The organism is Sphingopyxis sp. PET50 (genome assembly GCF_025244705.1).
Classification (GTDB): domain Bacteria; phylum Pseudomonadota; class Alphaproteobacteria; order Sphingomonadales; family Sphingomonadaceae; genus Sphingopyxis.
The window spans coordinates 1,954,124-1,970,172 of the sequence record NZ_CP104207.1 but is presented as its reverse complement, the minus strand read 5'-3'; the positions used below and the strand labels follow the sequence as shown (position 1 = coordinate 1,970,172).

Here is a 16,049-nt window from a genome sequence, read left to right as displayed (position 1 = left end):
GCGCGACAGCGCAAAGCCGGGCTTGGTATCGCACGCCGGCCTGCGCTAGGGCATGCGGCATGACCATAGACCTGTCCGACTTCGAATCCGGCGCCAAATATGGCGGCAACTATAGCGACGATCTGTACGCGCTCCAGCAGCGGCTCGAACGCATCCAGGCGGCGCATATCACGCACGGCCAGCGCAGCGTCATCATGTTCGAAGGCTGGGACGCGGCGGGAAAGGGCGGGGTCATCACCCGGCTGACCGCGATGCTCGACCCGCGCTATTTCGAAGTGTGGCCGATCGCGGCCCCGAATGAAGAGGAAAAGGCGCGGCATTTCCTGTGGCGCTTCTGGAAGCGGCTGCCCGGCAACCGCGAAATCGCGGTCTTCGACCGCAGCTGGTACGGCCGCGTCCTTGTCGAGCGCGTCGAAGGCTATGCGAGCGAGGGCGAGTGGCGCAAGGGCTATGACGAGATCAACGAGTTCGAGGCACAACTCACCGGCAGCGGGACGAATCTGGTCAAGCTGTTCATCCACATCACGCAGGCCGAACAGGACAAGCGCTTCGCCGACCGGCTCGACGATCCGTGGAAACGCTGGAAGACCGGCGCCGAGGATTATCGGAACCGCGCCAAGCGTGCCGATTATCTGGCCGCGATGCACGACATGTTCGCGCAGACCAATACGCGCTGGGCGCCGTGGAAAGTGATCGACGGCAACAACAAGAAGGCGGGGCGCATCGCGGCGCTGACGCATATCGCCGACACGTTGGAGGCGGCGGTGCCGATGACGCCGCCCGAACGCGACCCCGCGACGGTCAAGCTGGCGCAGAAGGCGTTCGGTTACGCGCCGAAAGATTGATGGCTTAAAGCGACAAAATATACGGTCGCACGCGCCGAAATTGTCTCCTTTGTCGCTTTAAGGCCTTCGAGCGAGCGGGCGGAATCGTTCGGGAATATCGACGATCGCAAAGAGCCGAAGCACAAGGCTGGCATGGCCGGATATTTTAGGAAAGCGCTTTTTTCGGCGGTATTCGGCTAAGCTCGGCTAGCCATCTCCGCCCCCAATCGCTACATGGGATGGATGAGCCGCGCGAAGCGATCCGACGACTGGGGTTTCCCCCGCTGGCGACCCTATGGGTCGTCGCGCGAAGCGCAGCAGGTGCGGCTCTGCGACCGCCACGGCTGCACCGAGCCGGGCAACTGCCCCGCGCCCAAATCGCCGAACAGCCCCGACCGCTGGTATTTCTGCGAGGCGCACGCCGCCGAATATAATCGCGGCTGGGACTATTTCGAAGGCCTGTCCGCCGAGGACGCCGCCGCCCGCGCCGCGGAGGAAGCACGCGGCGCGCGCAGCTATGCCCGCGCGCAGCATTATGCCTGGGGCGGCTCGGGCGACGGCAGCCGCAGCGCCGACGAGATGCGCGCGCTCGAGGTGCTGGGGCTGGACCCCGACGCCGATTTCGACGCGACGAAAAAGGCGTGGCGTGCCTATGCGAAGGAATGCCATCCCGATGTGAAGCCGGGCGACGCCGAGGCGGCCAAGCGCTTCACCGCTGGGCAGGCGGCGTTCGAGGTGCTGAAACAGGCCGAAGACCGGAAGAGCTGGAAGCCGGCGTAGGGCGGCGGCGGACCTTTGTTCTCCCCTCCCGCAGGCGGGAGGGGTTGGGGGTGGGCAGCGACATTGCCATGGCCCACCCCGCTGCGACTAACGAACAAGTTCGTAAGTCTCACTGCCCCTCCCGCTTGCGGGAGGGGAGACCAGCCTATTCCTCGAACCTCCGCTCTCCACCCCAAAGCGGCCCCTATTTATAAATACACGCATCCAGCCCATCGCGCCCGACGACCCCTATCCGCGCGCGGATCGTGTTGCCGTAACGCCGGGTGAAGCCCGATGGGCTGATCGCTTCGCGCTTCTTGGGCAAGGGCAGGATCGCGGCGATACGCGCGGCCTCGATCGGGGTCAGTAGGCTTGCGCCGTGCTTGAAATAGCGCTGCGCCCCCGCCTCGACGCCATAGGTGCCGAGCCCGGTCTCGGCGACGTTGAGATAGACCTCCATGATCCGCCGCTTGCCCCAGATTTTTTCGATCAGGAAGGTAAACCAGATTTCGGGGACTTTGCGGACGTAGCGTGTCCAGCCGCTGCCCTGCCACAGGAAGACGTTCTTCGCGGTTTGCTGGCTGATCGTCGAGCCGCCGCGCAGGCGCTTGCCCCTGGCGTTGCGCTCGATCGCATCCTCGATCGCGTCGCGGTCGAAACCGTCGTGGCTGCAGAATTTGCCGTCCTCGGCCGCGATCGCGGCGCGCACCATGTTGCGGTCGATGTTCGACAGGCTCTCCCAATCCTTGGTAATGCCGTTGCCGTCGGTCAGCATCGTGACCGTCACCGGCGGCGGCACCACCGCATAGATCAGCACCCAGACGACCGAGACGATCACGAACCACAGCAGCCATTTGAACGGCCGCAGATACCAGGGGAGCTTGCGCTTCGTCGCGCGGGACTTGGTTGCCATGCGGGCAAATTAGTCGCTCACCCCGGTGAGGCAAGCAGCTGTTTGACCTCAATCGACGATGATCTTGCCCGTCATCCCGAGCGCGGTGTGGCCGAAATGCGAGCAATGGACCTTGTAGGTTCCGGCTTTCGGGACCAGCGTTACATCGGCGCTTTCGCCCTTGGTGAGCGAGACGCGGCCCTTGGTGCCGCCGACATGGGCGCGGTTCGCGGCGTCCATCGTCGCGGCGGCGAAAAACTCGGCGGCGGTAAAGTCATGGCCGCCGGATCCTTCGTTGACGAAATGGATCGTCACGCTGTGGCCGGCATGAAGATGAAGGTCGGCCGGCGTGTAGCTGAAATTGGCCAGCGTCACCGTTACCTTCGCCGGATTTTCGGCGGCGGTGACGGGCAGGGCGATGGCGAGAGCCGCTGTTGCGAGAATCGGAATACGCATGGCACACACTCCTTCGGCCGGAAAATCCGGCGGGTGTCGCCCCATCGGCCCCCGTGTGTCGTCAGGCCCCGACCAGCCGCCGGTCGCCCGCCAGCTTCAGCATCGCCTTTTGCAGCTTCTCGAACGCGCGCACCTCGATCTGGCGGACGCGTTCGCGGCTGACGTCATAGACCTGGCTCAGATCCTCGAGCGTCTTGGGATCGTCGGTCAGGCGGCGTTCGGTCAGGATGTGGCGTTCGCGCTCGTTGAGCGTCGCCAGCGCTTCGGTCAGCAGTTCGTGCCGCACGTCGCGCTCCTGCGCTTCGGCGACGCGCTCGTCCTGCAGCGGGCCTTCGTCGCCGAGCAGATCCTGCCACTGGCTGTCGCCATCCTCGCCCATCGGCACGTTGAGCGAGGTGTCGCCGCCCATCGCCATGCGGCGGTTCATGCTGACCACCTCGTCCTCGGTCACGCCGAGGTCGGTCGCGATCTTGGCGACATGTTCGGGCGACAGGTCGCCGTCCTCGAACGCCTCGAGGTTGTTCTTCATCCGGCGGAGGTTGAAGAACAGCTTCTTCTGCGCCGCGGTGGTACCCATCTTCACGAGGCTCCACGAGCGGAGGATGAATTCCTGGATCGAGGCGCAGAATCCACCACATCGCATAGGTGGCGAGGCGGAAGCCGCGATCGGGGTCGAATTTCTTCACCCCCTGCATCAGGCCGATATTGCCTTCGCTGATCAGCTCGCTGACCGGCAGGCCATAGCCGCGATAGCCCATGGCGATCTTGGCCACGAGCCGCAGGTGGCTGGTGACGAGCTGCGCCGCGGCTTCATTGTCGCCATGTTCCTGGAAACGCTTGGCGAGCATGAACTCCTGCTCGGGCGTGAGCAGCGGGAATTTGCGAATTTCGGACAGGTAGCGGTTGAGGCTGGCTTCGCCGCCTAGCGCCAAGCACCGTCGCGGGAACATTGCTTTTGTTGGTCATTGGAGAGCGTCTTCCCTAAATCCTTGAACCATGATGCCGCGGTTGGATCGCGCGGTCAAAATAGATTTTTATTCGAAACCTAAACGCGCAATTTGTCGATCAGTTCCCGCATATCCGTAGGGAGTTCGCTGTCGAGCGCGATGACGTTACCGGTCACCGGATGAATAAAGCCCAAATGGGCGGCGTGCAATGCCTGGCGCACGAAATTCCGGCCTTTCAGCACGTCCGACAGCGGCTTTTTGGCGCGGCCATAGACCGGATCGCCGACGAGCGGGTGGCCGATATGCGCCATATGGACGCGGACCTGATGCGTGCGGCCGGTCTCCAGCCGGCATTCGATCAGCGTCGCGCCCTGCAGCGGTTCGACCGTGCGGTAGTGCGTCACCGCATGTTTCCCGCGGCCTGTCGCGACCACCGCCATCTTCTTGCGGTTGGTCGCCGAGCGGCCGAGCGCGGCGTTGATCGTGCCGTTCGCGGGGATCGGGCGCCCGGTGGCGAGCGCCAGATAGCGGCGGTCGATGCTGTGCGCGGCGAATTGCTTCGCAAGGCCCTCGTGCGCCTTGTCGTGCTTGGCGGCGACGATCAGCCCGCTGGTGTCCTTGTCGATGCGGTGGACGATGCCCGGACGCGCGACGCCGCCGACGCCCGAAAGCTGGCCGGCGCAATGGTGGAGCAGGGCGTTCACCAGCGTGCCGTCGAGATTGCCGGCGGCCGGATGGACGACGAGGCCGTACGGCTTGTCGACGACGATCAGATGTTCGTCCTCATAGGCGATGACAAGGTCCAGGTCCTGCGCGACATTGTGCGCGGGAGCGGGCTTGGGCAGGCGCAGTTCCAGCGTTGCGGCCGGGGCCTTCGCCGACGGATCCCAAAGGGTCGTGCCCCTGGCGTCGCTGACGCGGCCGCCCTTGATCAGCGACTTCAGCCGTTCGCGCGACAGATCGGGCAAAGCCTCGGCCAGCGCCCGGTCGAGGCGCAGCCCGGCGGCACTGTCGCCAAGCGCCACGGTCAAGACTTCGTCATCCCCCTGCATTGGTTGGGATATGGGCTTGCGGCCTTGAAATTCAAGGTCGGCTATGGGGTGGATAGCCGTCATTCCCCTCCCTTTTAGGGAGGGGTTAGGGGTGGGTAGCGAGCGCAGCGAGCAAGAAGGAAGAGCGCCGCCTTCGGCGGCCACCCCCAGCCCCTCCCTTGCAGGGAGGGGAGATAAATGACCGCAACCGCCCGAAATCTGCCGACCAACCCACGCATGGCCCAAGAAGAGACCGGATCGCTCTTGCCCATCGGGGGGCGCCTGCCCTAACAGCGTCGCCGGCCGGAAACTGCCGGCTTCGCGGGGAGCTTTACCATCCATGTCCGACGATCGCGTCGATTTCGCCTCGATGCTGGCCTCGCGCCTGTGTCACGATCTGCTGAGCCCGGTGGGCGCCTTTGCCAACGGGCTCGAACTGCTCGCCGACGAGCGCGATCCCGAGATGCGCGCGCGGGTCACCGAACTGCTCGAACAGAGCGCGCGGACATCGGCGAACAAGCTCAAATTTTTCCGCCTCGCCTTCGGGTCGGCGGGCGGGTTCGGCGAAATGGTGCCGGCCGATGAGGCCAAGTCCGCGATCCAGGGGATCATCGGCGACCGCGCGATCGACCTCAACTGGATGATCGGCGCCGATCCTTTGCCCAAGCCCGCGGTGAAGATCATCCTCAACCTCGCGCTGCTGCTCGTCGATGCGCTGGTGCGCGGCGGGCGGCTCGATATCGGATGCGAGAGTCAGGGGAGCGGAATCGAGATCGCCCTGCATGTCGAGGCCGAGCGCATCTTTCTCGACGCCGATGTCGAACGCATATTGGCCGAGGGCGAGGGGGCCGCAGCCATGACATCGCGCACCGCGCCCGCGATCCTCGTCCAGGCGGTCGCGGCGCAAAATGGCGGCACGGTGATGCTGGCGCGCGAAACGCCGACTTCGCTGCTCGTCGGGGCCGTTTTGCGCGGCTGATTTCGGCGGCGGGCAAACGCTCCGTTAACCATTGTCCGTCATGGTGGCCGCCTGAATTCAGGGGCGCACCGGCAACGTGATGGACGATCTGCTCAACGATTTTCTGGCCGAAACGGCCGAAATATTGGCCGAGGCCGAGCGGTGCGCTCGTTGCGTGGGAGGCCGACCCGGCCGATCGCGCGCAACTCGACGCGATTTTCCGCCTTGTCCACACGATCAAAGGCAGCTCGGGTTTCCTCTCTCTGCCGCGCGTGACCGCCTTGTCGCATGCGGCCGAGGACGCGCTCGATCAGGTGCGGCGCGGCAATCGCCCCGCCAATGCCGCACTCGTTACCGCGGTGCTGGCGATCATCGACCGGCTGTCGAGCCTGTGCGCCGCGCTCGGCAGCATGGGACAGGAGCCGCAGGGCGACGACAGCGATGTGATCGGCGCGCTCGCCATGGCCGATGACCGCCCGGCCGCCGAACCCGCTTCCGCTGAGTCTGTCCCGGCGCCGGCCGACGAAGAGGTCAACGCCGAACTGCAGAGCTGGCGCTCGATCCGCGTGCCCTTGCCGTTGCTCGACAGCGTGATGACCGGGGTCACCGACATCGTGCTCGCGCGCAACGAATTCGCCCGGCTGCTCCGTGAATCGGGCGCCGACGCATCGGTGATCGCCTCCTTCGACCGATTGTCCGATTCGATCGCGGGCATGCGCCAGTCGGTCAGCCAGATGCGGATGCAGCGCATCGACAAGCTCTTCTCGCCGCTGCCGCGCATCGTCCGCGATCTGGCGCAGGATTTCGGCAAGAAAGTGCGCTTTTCAAGCAGTGGGGGCGAGGTCGAACTCGACCGCGAGATGATGGAGAATATCCGCGACCCGCTGATCCACATCGTCCGCAACGCGATCGACCATGGCATCGAGCCGCTCGACGAGCGCGTCGCGGCGGGCAAGGGCGTCACCGCGCATATCGACGTGTCGGCGCGCCAGTCGGGCAACCAGATCGAGATCATGGTGCGCGACGACGGGCGCGGGCTGTCGCCGGAGGCGCTGGTCGCCAAGGCGATTTCGGCGCGGGTGGTCACGGCGTCGGAGGCCAAGGCGCTGACCCCGCGCGAAAAGCTCGAACTCATCTTCCGTCCCGGCTTTTCGACCGCCGCCAAGGTCACCGCGGTGTCGGGGCGCGGCGTCGGCATGGATATCGTCAAGGCGAACCTCGAAAAGATCGGCGGCGTCGTCGAACTGCGCAACGAGGAGGGCCGCGGCCTGACGATCGTGCTGCGCGTGCCGATGACGCTGACGATCATCTCGGGCCTGATGGTCCGCGCGGCCGGTCAATATTTTGCGATTCCGCGCGGGTCGGTGCGCGAAATCCTGTTGGAAATGAGCGATTCGGTGCGGATCGACCGCGTCGGCGGCGGCGAACTGGTCACCGTTCGCGGCGAGCAATTTCCGCTGCTGCGGCTCGAACATGCGCTGGGATCGGCGATCGACGCGAGCGAGGATCAGGACGACCGCGCCATCATCCTCATCCGGCCGGGGCAGGGGCATAGCTATGCGCTGAGCGTCGCCGCGATCCATGATCATGAGGAACTGGTGATCAAGCCCGCCGCGCCGATCATCATGGCGACCGGACTTTATGCCGGTACGACGCTGCCCGACAATGGCCGCCCGGTGCTGCTGCTCGACGTGCAGGGACTGCTCGCCGCCGCGGGAGTCGACGCGTCGGAGGCGGGGCGCAGCCATGACGCCGATGCGGAGGCCGAGGCCGAAGTCGCCGCGGCGCGCGATGCCGCGCAACTGCTGCTGTTCTGCGATGTCGGGGGCCGGATGCGCGGCGTTCGCCTGTCGGTGATCGAGCGCGTCGAGGAGGTTCCCGCCGCGGCGCTGTTCGAAAGCGCGGGCAGGGTGCAGGCCAAGATCGGCACCGACATCTTCCCGGTCCACGCCGCCGCCGCGCCGGGCGGGCGCGATGCGGTGAAGCTGCTGCGCCTGCACGACGGCCGGTCGGTGCTCTGCTATCCGATCGAGGCGGTGATCGACATCGTGCGGCTGCCCGATGCGGTCCAGCCGGCGCAGGCGCCCGGCCTGATCGCCGGGGTGGTGCTGATCGGCGGCCAGCCGGTCGAACTGATCGATCCCTTCTGGCTGATGGCGCAATATGGCGCGGGCCAGACCGCGCCGCTGCGGCGCCAGCCGCTGTGCCGCCTGGCCGACGATCCCGATGGCTGGGCAGGCAATTTCCTCGCGCCGATCCTGCGCAGCGCCGGATATCGCGTGATCGGCGGCGACGAGGTCGTCGAGGGCGAGCGGCCCGACGTCCAGCTGTGCCTGGTCGATGGACCCGCGGCGCCCGTCGCGGCCGATATCCCGCTCGTCCGCCTGCGCGCCTCGGTCGCCGCGAGCGGACCCGACGACGACAGCATCTATCGGTACGACCGCGGCGCGCTGCTCGAAGCGCTGCGCGTCCGCGTGGCAGGAGCCTAGCTCATGATGGAAAAACTCTATTTGATCGCGCGCATCGCCGATACGCGCGTCGCGCTTCGCAGCCGCGCGATCAACTCGGTCGTGACGGTGGGCACACCGGTCAATGTCCCCGCCGCGCCGCCGCACGTCGCGGGGCTGTTCGCGCTGCGCAGCCGGGTCTTCACCCTGATCGACCCGCATGTCGTGATCGGACTGCCCGCGGTCGCCGTCGCGCCCGGCCAGCGGGTGATCGTCGTCGATGTCGCCGACCATGGCTATGCGCTGCTCGCCGATGCGATCGAGGACGTCTGCTTCATCGAAGCGCCCGAGACGCGTGTGACCGGCTGGCTGCTGCCCGGGTGGGCGCGTGTCGCGGACGCGATGATCGAGCATGAGGGCGCCTCGCTGCTCGTCGTTGACCCTTCGCATTTCGTTACCCTGCCGGTTGCGAAGGCGGCCTGATATTAACGGGCTGAATACCCCTTTTGGTTATCCCACCGAAATTCCCCGGGGGCTGGAGTGAAATGATGTCGAAATCCTGTCTGGTCGTCGATGACAGCAAGGTGATTCGCAAGGTCGCGCGTCACATCCTGGAAAGCATGGCCTTTTCGGTCGACGAGGCCGCCGACGGGCAGGAGGCGCTGACCTTTTGCCGTGTCAACCGCCCCGACGTGATCCTGCTCGACTGGAACATGCCGGTGATGAGCGGGATGGAGTTCCTCGGCGCGTTCAACGATCTCGACTATGGGCATGAAGAGCGTCCGCGTGTCGTTTTCTGCACCACCGAGAACAGCATCGACCATATCCGCGCCGCGATCGAGGCGGGGGCCGACGAATATGTGATGAAGCCGTTCGATCGCGAAACGCTCGAAGGAAAATTGCAGCTCGTCGGCGTCGCCTGAGGCGGCGCGGGTGGCGGCTTCCCAGCCCCTGGCACGCGAAAGCGCCGCGGATGTGCCGCTGCCCGGCGCGCGCGACGTCCGCGTCATGCTCGTCGACGACAGCCTCGTCGTGCGCAGCATCCTCGAACGGATCATCGACCAGACCGAGGGCCTGACTGTCTGCGCTTCGATCGCCTCGGCGCAGGATGCCCTGGCGTTCCTCGCCCGCGAACCCGTCGATGTCGTCGTGCTCGACATCGAGATGCCGGGCATGAACGGCATCACCGCGCTGCCCCTGATCCTCGAACGCGCCGAGAAGGCGCGCGTGCTGATCCTGTCGTCGAACTGCATCGAGGGCGGCCCCGCGGCGATCGAGGCGCTGGCGCTGGGCGCCAGCGACACGCTCGCCAAGCCGGGACGCGGCAGTTTTTCGGGGCGCTTCGCCGAAATCCTCACCGAGCGTATCCGCACGCTTGGACAGCAGCAGCCGCACGGACCGACCGCCGTCCGCCCCGCCGCGCGGCCCATGGCGACTCCGGCGCCGGTCGCGATCGACACCGACCAGCCCCTCGAATGCATCGCCGTCGCTGCCTCGACGGGCGGCATCCCGGCTTTCGCCAGCTTCGTGACCCATCTCGACCGGCGCATCGCCGCGCCGATCCTGCTCACCCAGCATCTGCCCGACGCCTTCATGGAGTTTTATGCCAGGCAGATCGCGACGATGACGACGCGCAAGGTCGTCGTCGCGGCGGCGGGCATGACGATCGAGAAGAACCATATCTATCTTGCGCCCGGCGACGCGCATCTGGTCGTCGTCGCGAACGGGCGTCGCCGCGAAATCGCGCTCGACCGGCGCCCGGTCGCCAACGGCTGCTGCCCCTCGGCCGACCCGATGTTCGATTCTGCTCGCCGAGGTCTATGGCGCGCGGGCGGCGGCAGTGGTGCTCAGCGGCATGGGCCGCGACGGCGCCGACGGCGCGGCGCGGCTCCGCCAGGCGGGCGGCACGGTCTTTGCGCAGGCGCCCGAAAGCTGCGTGATCTGGGGCATGCCCGGCGCGGTGGCGAAGGCGGGAATCGCGGCGGCGACGCTCAATCCCGACGCGATCGCGCTGATGCTCGGCAGTTTCCTCAAGGGGCGGACCAAATCATGATGGGCGGGACGGCCAGCGAATCGGCCTATCGCGTGTTGATGGGCGTGCTCGAATCGCGGACCGGCCAGACGCTGTCGCCGAGCCGTATCTGGCGCATCGAAATGTCGCTGAAGCCGGTGATGCAGCGCCACGGCATCGCCGATCTCGACGCGCTCGTGGCGGCGCTGGTAACATCGACCAGCCGTCAGCTGCTCGACGACACGATCGACGCGATGCTCAACAACGAGACATTTTTCTATCGCGAACATAGTGTATTCGACGACATTGCGAAGACCGCGCTTGAACAGCTCCGCCTCATCAATGCCGACAAGCGGCGGTTGACCATCTGGCATTGCGGCGTGTCGACGGGGCAGGAAGCCTATTCGATGGCGATGCTGCTCGCCGAACAGCCCGAAAAATGGGCGGGGTGGCAGGTCGATATCGTCGGCACCGACGTCAGCTATCACGCGATCAGCCGCGCCCGCGTCGGCCTGTACAGCCAGTTCGAGATCCAGCGCGGGCTGCCGGTGCAGCGCATGGTCCGCTGGTTCGACCAGACCGAGGCGGGTTGGCTGGCGAAGGCCGACCTGCGCCGCCGGATCGATTTTTCGGTGCAGAACATGCTGACCGACCGGCCGCCGCTCGCCAGCCCCGCCGACCTGATCTTCTGCCGCAACCTGCTCCTCTATTTCGCGCTGCCGATGCGGCAGAAGGCGTTTGCGCGGCTGCGCATGGTCGCCGCGCCGCAATGCTTCCTCGTGCTCGGCGCGGGCGAGACGGTGCTCGGCCAGACCGACCAGTTCGTCGCCAGTCCGAGATTGCGCGGCCTGTACGAGCCCGCCGACCAGCAGGTCCGCCGCATGGCGGCCGCCTGAACCCGCCTTGCAATTTGCGCGTCGCTGGCGCAGGTGAAGGCTGGTTTTTGCAGGATCGGGCCGCGACACGCATGAGCGATTTTATCGAACGCTGGTCACCCAATTTCGACGAGCGCGCGCTGCCCATCTCGATGATCGTGCTTCACTATACCGGCATGAAGACCGGTGCCGAAGCCATTGATCGGCTTGCCGATCCCCAGGCCAAGGTGTCGGCCCACTATGTCGTCAGCGAGGATGGGCAGATCACCCATATGGTGCCCGAGGAGAAGCGCGCCTGGCATGCGGGCAAGTCCCACTGGCGCGGGGTCAGCGACATCAATTCGGCGAGCGTCGGGATCGAGATCGTCAATCCGGGCCACGAGTTCGGCTATGTCCCATTCCCCGACCCGCAGGTCGCCTCGGTGGTGCGGCTCGTCCATCTGATCAAGGATCGCCACGCGATCACGCGCGGCAATGTCGTCGGCCATTCGGACATCGCGCCAACGCGCAAGCAGGACCCGGGAGAGCTTTTCCCGTGGGAAGAACTGGCGCGCCGCCGCCTCGCGCTGCCGCGACCGACGAAGAAGCTGACCGATCCCCTGTGGACCGACGCGGGGTTCCTGCTGGCGCTGGAGCGGTTCGGTTACGACGTGACCGACGGGTTCGCGGCAACCGTTGCGTTCCAGCGGCGCTTCCGTCCCGAACTGATCGACGGGACGATCGACGGCGAATGCCGGGCGATCCTGCTGGCCTTGCTGTTGCCGCAGCCCGAGGGGGATTGAAGACCAGCCTCTGTTCCGTTTGTCCTGAGCTTGTCGAAGGACCGTCCTTCCTTTCGACCTCGCCCAGAAAGAACGGCCCTTCGACAAGCTCAGGGCGAACGGATATAGATATTGGCGACCGACACTCGCCAACTCCGAGCAACATTGCTATACCTTCACTCGCCAGAGGGTCGGGCGATCGCCGCTTCGCGCAAGCGAGGGGGAGGAAAGTCCGGGCTCCACGGAAACCACGGTGCCGGATAATGTCCGGCGGCTCCGGGAAGCCGGAGCAAGGGAAAGTGCCACAGAGAGCAGACCGCCAAAGGCTTCGGCCCGGCGAAAGGTGAAAGGGTGCGGTAAGAGCGCACCGCGCGGACGGTAACGGACGCGGCACGGCAAACCCCACCGGGAGCAAGGTCGAATAGGGATGGCACGGGTTAAGTCCCAGGGCTGGTTCCGGCCCCGCCGTCCGGGTTGACTGCTTGAGCGTCCGGGCAACCGGCCGCCTAGAGGAATGATCGCCTATCCCCTTCGGGGGTGGACAGAACCCGGCTTACAGACCCTCTGGCGATTCTCTCCCCGCACGCCGCGGGAACCGCGCGGCACGGGCCCGCGTTCCTGTTCGGAGCGGAAAAGGAGACGAACCATGAAAGTCGTCGATGAGCATGTCGAAGTGACCGAGACCGAGGCGAGCAGCGGGGTCAAGGGGCACAATGTCCGCTATGTGCTCGCCGTTTCGCTGATCGCGGCGATCGTCGTCCTGTCCGCGGTTTGGATCATTCCGGCGCTGATCCGATAGGGCGGATCATTTGCCTTCCATCGCCATCCACAGCGCCTCGCCGATGTCGGGCGTCTCTTCCATATAATAGGTTCGCACGAGCCGCTTGAAGCGCAGCGACTCGCGCTTGTCATAGGCCGTGCCGTCGTCGGCGCCGGTGAGCTTCAGCTTCGTCGCGGTCACGTCGCCGGTCAGCAGGTTCCAGCTCATCTCGCTGCCGTCGTGAGAGAAGGTGCGGCTGTAGACGGTGACGTCGAGGCCGATCAGTTTCATCCTCGGCTGCCCTTTTTCGCCGCGATAGCGATAGGTTGCCATCGTCGCGGTGGTGCCGCCCGTCAGATCCTTCACCACCAGCACGCCCTTGACGACCGACAGTTCGGCGGCGCCCATCGGATAGGGGTCGAGTTCGACGCGGCCCGCGAGCCGGTGATCGGGATCGACGCCGCGTGCGGCGAACCGGACGTTGAGTGTGCGGAGGTCGTCGCTGCGGACGATATAGGCGGTGTCGATATTGCCATCGCCGTTGAGGTCGCCGTCGACCCGGCTCTCGATCTCCTCGCCATCCTTCAGATCGGCGCGGATTTCCTCATCACCGAGGCGGGGGGCCGCGGGGCGCTGTGCGGCGCAAGCCGGACCAGCCGCCAGCAACATCGCGATCAGGAACCCGCCTCGCATCGTCATTCCCCTTCCATCCCGTCAGCACGGGATTGCCGATAGCCCTTCGGGACGCAGTGATCGCGCGCACTTCAGGGATATTCGATCGCCACGACTTCCCACTCCTTGGGCCCGGCGGGCAATTGTACCGTGCGCAGATCGCCGACCGCCGCGCCGCGCAGCGCGCGGGCGAGGGGGCTGTTCCAGCCGATGCGGCCGTCGCCCGCCTCGGCCTCGTCGTCGCCGACCAGGGTCACGATGCGGCGCACGTCTTCCTCGTCGGCGAGTTCGACCGTCGCGCCGAACCAGATGCGGCTCTTGTCGGGCTGTTCGGCGGGATCGACGACGCGCGCCGCCTTCATCCGGCGCGCGAGGAAGCCCAGGCGCCGGTCGATCTCGCGCAGCCGCTTGCGCCCGTAGATATAGTCGCCATTCTCGCTGCGGTCGCCGTTGCCCGCCGCCCAGCTGATCACTTCGACCAGCCTGGGGCGCTCATCCCCGAGCAGCGCGTCATATTCGGCGCGCAGCGCGGCGAAGCCCGCCGGGCTGATGATGTTGCTGCGTTCCCCCGCCACGGCGGTCAGCCGGGCGTGCGCTTGCCGAGATAGAAGCTCAGCGGCGCGGCGGGCAGCGGCCGGTCGCGCAGCGTGTCGTAGACGACGGCGTTTTCGAGCACGCGCTGCACATAGTTGCGCGTCTCGAAGATCGGGATCGCCTCGATCCAGTCGACCATTTCGATGCCGCCGCCGCGCGGATCGCCATTGGCGCGCAGCCATTTGTTCACATTGCCCGGCCCGGCGTTATACGCCGCGACCGCCAGCGGATAGCTGCCGCCGAAATAGCTCAGCATCTGCTGGAAATAGGTCGATCCCAGCGTCATGTTGTAATTGGTGTCGCTGGTCAGCGATCCGGCGTCATAGGACAGGCCAAGCTTGCCCGCGACCTCGCGCGCGGTGCCGGGCATCAGCTGCATCATGCCGCGCGCCCCCGCATGGCTGATCGCCTGGCGGTCGAACTGGCTTTCCTGGCGTGTGATGGCGTGGATGAAGGTCCAGTTGCCTTCGTGGTCGAGCGGGCACGCGGACGGTCGGGAAACCCGACACCTCGACCGCGTCAAGGCTGTTTGCCTGCGCGCTGCGGCCGATCATCACGCCAAGGTCGGGGCGGCCGATTTGCGAGGCAAGCTGGCCCGCGAGGACATGGTCGGAGGGCGAGCGGGCACGATTGGCGAGCGCGCGCAGGAACAGCGACTGTTCGCGCCATGCCCCGATCTCGCCGAGCGCGCGCGCGGCGCGGACGAGCCGGTCGTCCTCGAAATTCGTCTTTTCGGCCTGGCTGACCTGGATGGTCGGAACCGGGGTCGGCTTCGGCTGCGGCTAGGCCGAGGCGTTCGAGCGAGAGCTGGCCATAATATTGGTCGTAATGCTGGGCGGCATCGGCAAAATGAGCGTTGGCGGTGGCGCTGTCGCCCGCTGCCAGCGCGGCGCGGCCGGCCCAATAGAAACCCTTGGTGCGCGTCTGCGCCGAGCGGGCGGCTTCGCCATAGAGGCGATAGAGTTGGGCCGCCTCGGCGGGGCGCCGCAGGTCGCGATAGGCCAGCTGGCCCGCCAGCCAGGCGAGCGAGGTATAATCGTCGCGCACGCCAAGCGGGGTTTCGCGGATGACGGTTCCGGCAGGGAAGGTGTCACCGAGCTGGCGCGCGATATTGTACGCGGTCAGCTTGTCGCCCGCGCTGTCGGCGGCGCGCGCGTTGGTGAGAAGGGTTTCGAGCCATTCCTCGGCATCGGTCGGCGCGCTGGCGAGGTTGCGCGGCGCGGCGAGCAGCGCGCGCGCCTCGCCGGTGCGGTTGGCCTTGCGCAGCCAGGTCGCCTTGTCGGTGATATAGCCCGCGTCGGTGCGGGTCAGCGACGGGTTGGCGGCCTCGACCGCATTGGCTTGCAGCGCGGCGTCGACGGCGCCGCTGCGCATGGCGAGGCGCGCCGCGAAAACGGCCCGCTTTTCGGGCGAGGTGAGGCCGAGCTGGCGGCTGGCGGCACCGGTGGCACCCGACCAGAGCAGCCGGTCCATGCGCGCGTCATGATCGGCCAGCGACAGCGCCCCGGGGAAGAAGGAGAGCGCGCGGTTGGTCTCCATCTCGTCGAGCGTGCCGATGGTCCAGGCGCGGCGCACCGCGGCATTGGCCTCGTCGCGGCGCCCGGTCGCGTTGAGCGCAAGCGCGAGGCGGAGGTGTCCGCTTGCGGTCTGCGGCGGATAGGCCTGGAAATAGGCGAGGGTGCGCGCCGGATCATAGCTGTCGAGGGCGATCGCCTTTTCGGCGCGGGTGCGCAGCTTGTCGGCATCGGGCCAGTCGCGGTTGGCGAGCAGGAAGCGCGAGAGCTGGTCGAAGGAGGCGCCGCTGTTCGCGGTCAGCCGCCGCCATTCCATTACCGCGTCGCCGACCGAATTGGTGCTGGCCGACGGCGATGCCGACGCGGTCGCCAGCCCCATCTGCGCCCGATACCAAGCCATCTGGTCGGGCGTGAGTTCACTGGCATGCGCGATGGAGGGAAGAAACAGGGCCGCGGCGAGCGCGAGGCGGGAAACGGAAGGCAGCGAATTCATGAAAGCCATATTAGTGGCAAACTCCTTGCGGGGCGCTGAATAGGCGTCCAATAGC

Annotated in this window: 17 protein-coding genes, 1 other RNA gene and 2 pseudogenes; 12 read left to right on the top strand and 8 right to left on the bottom strand. The window is 66.5% G+C overall.

The features are described 5' to 3' along the window. Positions 1 to 59: 59 nt before the first annotated feature. On the top strand, positions 60 to 845 hold the full coding sequence (locus N0A20_RS10400; RefSeq protein ID WP_260580356.1) for a polyphosphate kinase 2 family protein: 786 nt from the start codon (positions 60 to 62) through the stop codon (positions 843 to 845). Between the two features lie 222 nt (positions 846 to 1,067). Further along, a complete protein-coding gene (locus N0A20_RS10395) occupies positions 1,068 to 1,604 on the top strand; it encodes a J domain-containing protein (protein ID WP_260580355.1) in 537 nt (178 codons plus the stop codon). 184 nt (positions 1,605 to 1,788) lie between these two features. On the opposite strand, the gene mtgA is transcribed toward N0A20_RS10395, so the two are convergent. The 4 genes and pseudogenes from mtgA to N0A20_RS10375 form a co-directional block, all read right to left on the bottom strand. Then, on the bottom strand, positions 1,789 to 2,496 hold the full coding sequence (mtgA, locus tag N0A20_RS10390; protein WP_260580354.1) for a monofunctional biosynthetic peptidoglycan transglycosylase: 708 nt from the start codon (positions 2,494 to 2,496) through the stop codon (positions 1,789 to 1,791). Between the two features lie 48 nt (positions 2,497 to 2,544). Further along, positions 2,545 to 2,931 carry a cupredoxin domain-containing protein gene (locus tag N0A20_RS10385; RefSeq protein ID WP_260580353.1) on the bottom strand — a complete coding sequence of 129 codons (387 nt, stop codon included), beginning with the start codon at positions 2,929 to 2,931 and terminating at the stop codon, positions 2,545 to 2,547. A 61-nt stretch (positions 2,932 to 2,992) separates the two neighbouring features. After that, positions 2,993 to 3,897 (bottom strand): annotated as a pseudogene (gene rpoH / locus N0A20_RS10380) (RNA polymerase sigma factor RpoH). A gap of 79 nt (positions 3,898 to 3,976) precedes the next feature. Then, positions 3,977 to 4,930 carry an RluA family pseudouridine synthase gene (locus N0A20_RS10375; protein WP_260580352.1) on the bottom strand — a complete coding sequence of 318 codons (954 nt, stop codon included), beginning with the start codon at positions 4,928 to 4,930 and terminating at the stop codon, positions 3,977 to 3,979. 319 nt (positions 4,931 to 5,249) lie between these two features. Here N0A20_RS10375 and N0A20_RS10370 point away from each other — a divergent pair, with 319 nt between their 5' ends. From N0A20_RS10370 to N0A20_RS10325, 10 genes and pseudogenes are all read left to right on the top strand, one after another. Further along, positions 5,250 to 5,888: a histidine phosphotransferase family protein gene (locus N0A20_RS10370; RefSeq protein ID WP_260580351.1), complete on the top strand. Its 639-nt coding sequence runs from the start codon at positions 5,250 to 5,252 to the stop codon at positions 5,886 to 5,888. An 86-nt stretch (positions 5,889 to 5,974) separates the two neighbouring features. Continuing rightward, on the top strand, positions 5,975 to 8,356 hold the full coding sequence (locus N0A20_RS10365) for a chemotaxis protein CheA (RefSeq protein ID WP_312846648.1): 2,382 nt from the start codon (positions 5,975 to 5,977) through the stop codon (positions 8,354 to 8,356). Between the two features lie 3 nt (positions 8,357 to 8,359). Continuing rightward, on the top strand, positions 8,360 to 8,797 hold the full coding sequence (locus N0A20_RS10360; RefSeq protein ID WP_260580350.1) for a chemotaxis protein CheW: 438 nt from the start codon (positions 8,360 to 8,362) through the stop codon (positions 8,795 to 8,797). 65 nt (positions 8,798 to 8,862) lie between these two features. Next, entirely contained in the window at positions 8,863 to 9,237 is a 375-nt protein-coding gene (locus N0A20_RS10355; protein WP_260580349.1) for a response regulator, read from the top strand. Between the two features lie 85 nt (positions 9,238 to 9,322). Further along, positions 9,323 to 10,069, top strand: a pseudogene (locus N0A20_RS10350) (response regulator); the annotation flags it as partial. 100 nt (positions 10,070 to 10,169) lie between these two features. Continuing rightward, a complete protein-coding gene (locus N0A20_RS10345; protein ID WP_260583892.1) occupies positions 10,170 to 10,367 on the top strand; it encodes a chemotaxis protein CheB in 198 nt (65 codons plus the stop codon). Then, entirely contained in the window at positions 10,364 to 11,221 is an 858-nt protein-coding gene (locus tag N0A20_RS10340; protein WP_312846647.1) for a CheR family methyltransferase, read from the top strand. The genes N0A20_RS10345 and N0A20_RS10340 overlap by 4 nt, the downstream gene beginning before the upstream one ends. A gap of 71 nt (positions 11,222 to 11,292) precedes the next feature. Next, positions 11,293 to 11,982, top strand: a complete 690-nt coding sequence (locus N0A20_RS10335) for an N-acetylmuramoyl-L-alanine amidase (protein WP_260580348.1) — start codon at positions 11,293 to 11,295, stop codon at positions 11,980 to 11,982. Between the two features lie 162 nt (positions 11,983 to 12,144). Further along, an RNA gene (rnpB, locus tag N0A20_RS10330) (RNase P RNA component class A) lies at positions 12,145 to 12,533 on the top strand. A gap of 74 nt (positions 12,534 to 12,607) precedes the next feature. Then, on the top strand, positions 12,608 to 12,760 hold the full coding sequence (locus N0A20_RS10325) for a hypothetical protein (RefSeq protein ID WP_260580347.1): 153 nt from the start codon (positions 12,608 to 12,610) through the stop codon (positions 12,758 to 12,760). Positions 12,761 to 12,766: 6 nt separating this feature from the next. On the opposite strand, the gene N0A20_RS10320 is transcribed toward N0A20_RS10325, so the two are convergent. From N0A20_RS10320 to N0A20_RS10310, 4 genes are all read right to left on the bottom strand, one after another. Then, on the bottom strand, positions 12,767 to 13,420 hold the full coding sequence (locus tag N0A20_RS10320) for a hypothetical protein (RefSeq protein ID WP_260580345.1): 654 nt from the start codon (positions 13,418 to 13,420) through the stop codon (positions 12,767 to 12,769). Between the two features lie 65 nt (positions 13,421 to 13,485). Continuing rightward, positions 13,486 to 13,968, bottom strand: a complete 483-nt coding sequence (greB, locus tag N0A20_RS10315) for a transcription elongation factor GreB (RefSeq protein WP_260580344.1) — start codon at positions 13,966 to 13,968, stop codon at positions 13,486 to 13,488. A gap of 5 nt (positions 13,969 to 13,973) precedes the next feature. Next, entirely contained in the window at positions 13,974 to 14,510 is a 537-nt protein-coding gene (locus tag N0A20_RS20130; protein WP_312846519.1) for a lytic transglycosylase domain-containing protein, read from the bottom strand. Next, positions 14,507 to 16,003, bottom strand: a complete 1,497-nt coding sequence (locus N0A20_RS10310; RefSeq protein WP_312846518.1) for a hypothetical protein — start codon at positions 16,001 to 16,003, stop codon at positions 14,507 to 14,509. The genes N0A20_RS20130 and N0A20_RS10310 overlap by 4 nt, the downstream gene beginning before the upstream one ends. Between the last annotated feature and the right edge of the window lie 46 nt (positions 16,004 to 16,049).

Coding starts and splice junctions, on each gene's coding strand:
- N0A20_RS10400 (WP_260580356.1), top strand. CDS start 60: ATGACCATAGACCTGTCCGACTTCGAATCCGGCGCCAAATATGGCGGC.
- N0A20_RS10395 (WP_260580355.1), top strand. CDS start 1,068: ATGAGCCGCGCGAAGCGATCCGACGACTGGGGTTTCCCCCGCTGGCGA.
- mtgA (WP_260580354.1), bottom strand. CDS start 2,496: ATGGCAACCAAGTCCCGCGCGACGAAGCGCAAGCTCCCCTGGTATCTG.
- N0A20_RS10385 (WP_260580353.1), bottom strand. CDS start 2,931: ATGCGTATTCCGATTCTCGCAACAGCGGCTCTCGCCATCGCCCTGCCC.
- N0A20_RS10375 (WP_260580352.1), bottom strand. CDS start 4,930: ATGCAGGGGGATGACGAAGTCTTGACCGTGGCGCTTGGCGACAGTGCC.
- N0A20_RS10370 (WP_260580351.1), top strand. CDS start 5,250: ATGTCCGACGATCGCGTCGATTTCGCCTCGATGCTGGCCTCGCGCCTG.
- N0A20_RS10360 (WP_260580350.1), top strand. CDS start 8,360: ATGATGGAAAAACTCTATTTGATCGCGCGCATCGCCGATACGCGCGTC.
- N0A20_RS10355 (WP_260580349.1), top strand. CDS start 8,863: ATGTCGAAATCCTGTCTGGTCGTCGATGACAGCAAGGTGATTCGCAAG.
- N0A20_RS10345 (WP_260583892.1), top strand. CDS start 10,170: ATGGGCCGCGACGGCGCCGACGGCGCGGCGCGGCTCCGCCAGGCGGGC.
- N0A20_RS10340 (WP_312846647.1), top strand. CDS start 10,364: ATGATGGGCGGGACGGCCAGCGAATCGGCCTATCGCGTGTTGATGGGC.
- N0A20_RS10335 (WP_260580348.1), top strand. CDS start 11,293: ATGAGCGATTTTATCGAACGCTGGTCACCCAATTTCGACGAGCGCGCG.
- N0A20_RS10325 (WP_260580347.1), top strand. CDS start 12,608: ATGAAAGTCGTCGATGAGCATGTCGAAGTGACCGAGACCGAGGCGAGC.
- N0A20_RS10320 (WP_260580345.1), bottom strand. CDS start 13,420: ATGACGATGCGAGGCGGGTTCCTGATCGCGATGTTGCTGGCGGCTGGT.
- N0A20_RS10310 (WP_312846518.1), bottom strand. CDS start 16,003: ATGGCTTTCATGAATTCGCTGCCTTCCGTTTCCCGCCTCGCGCTCGCC.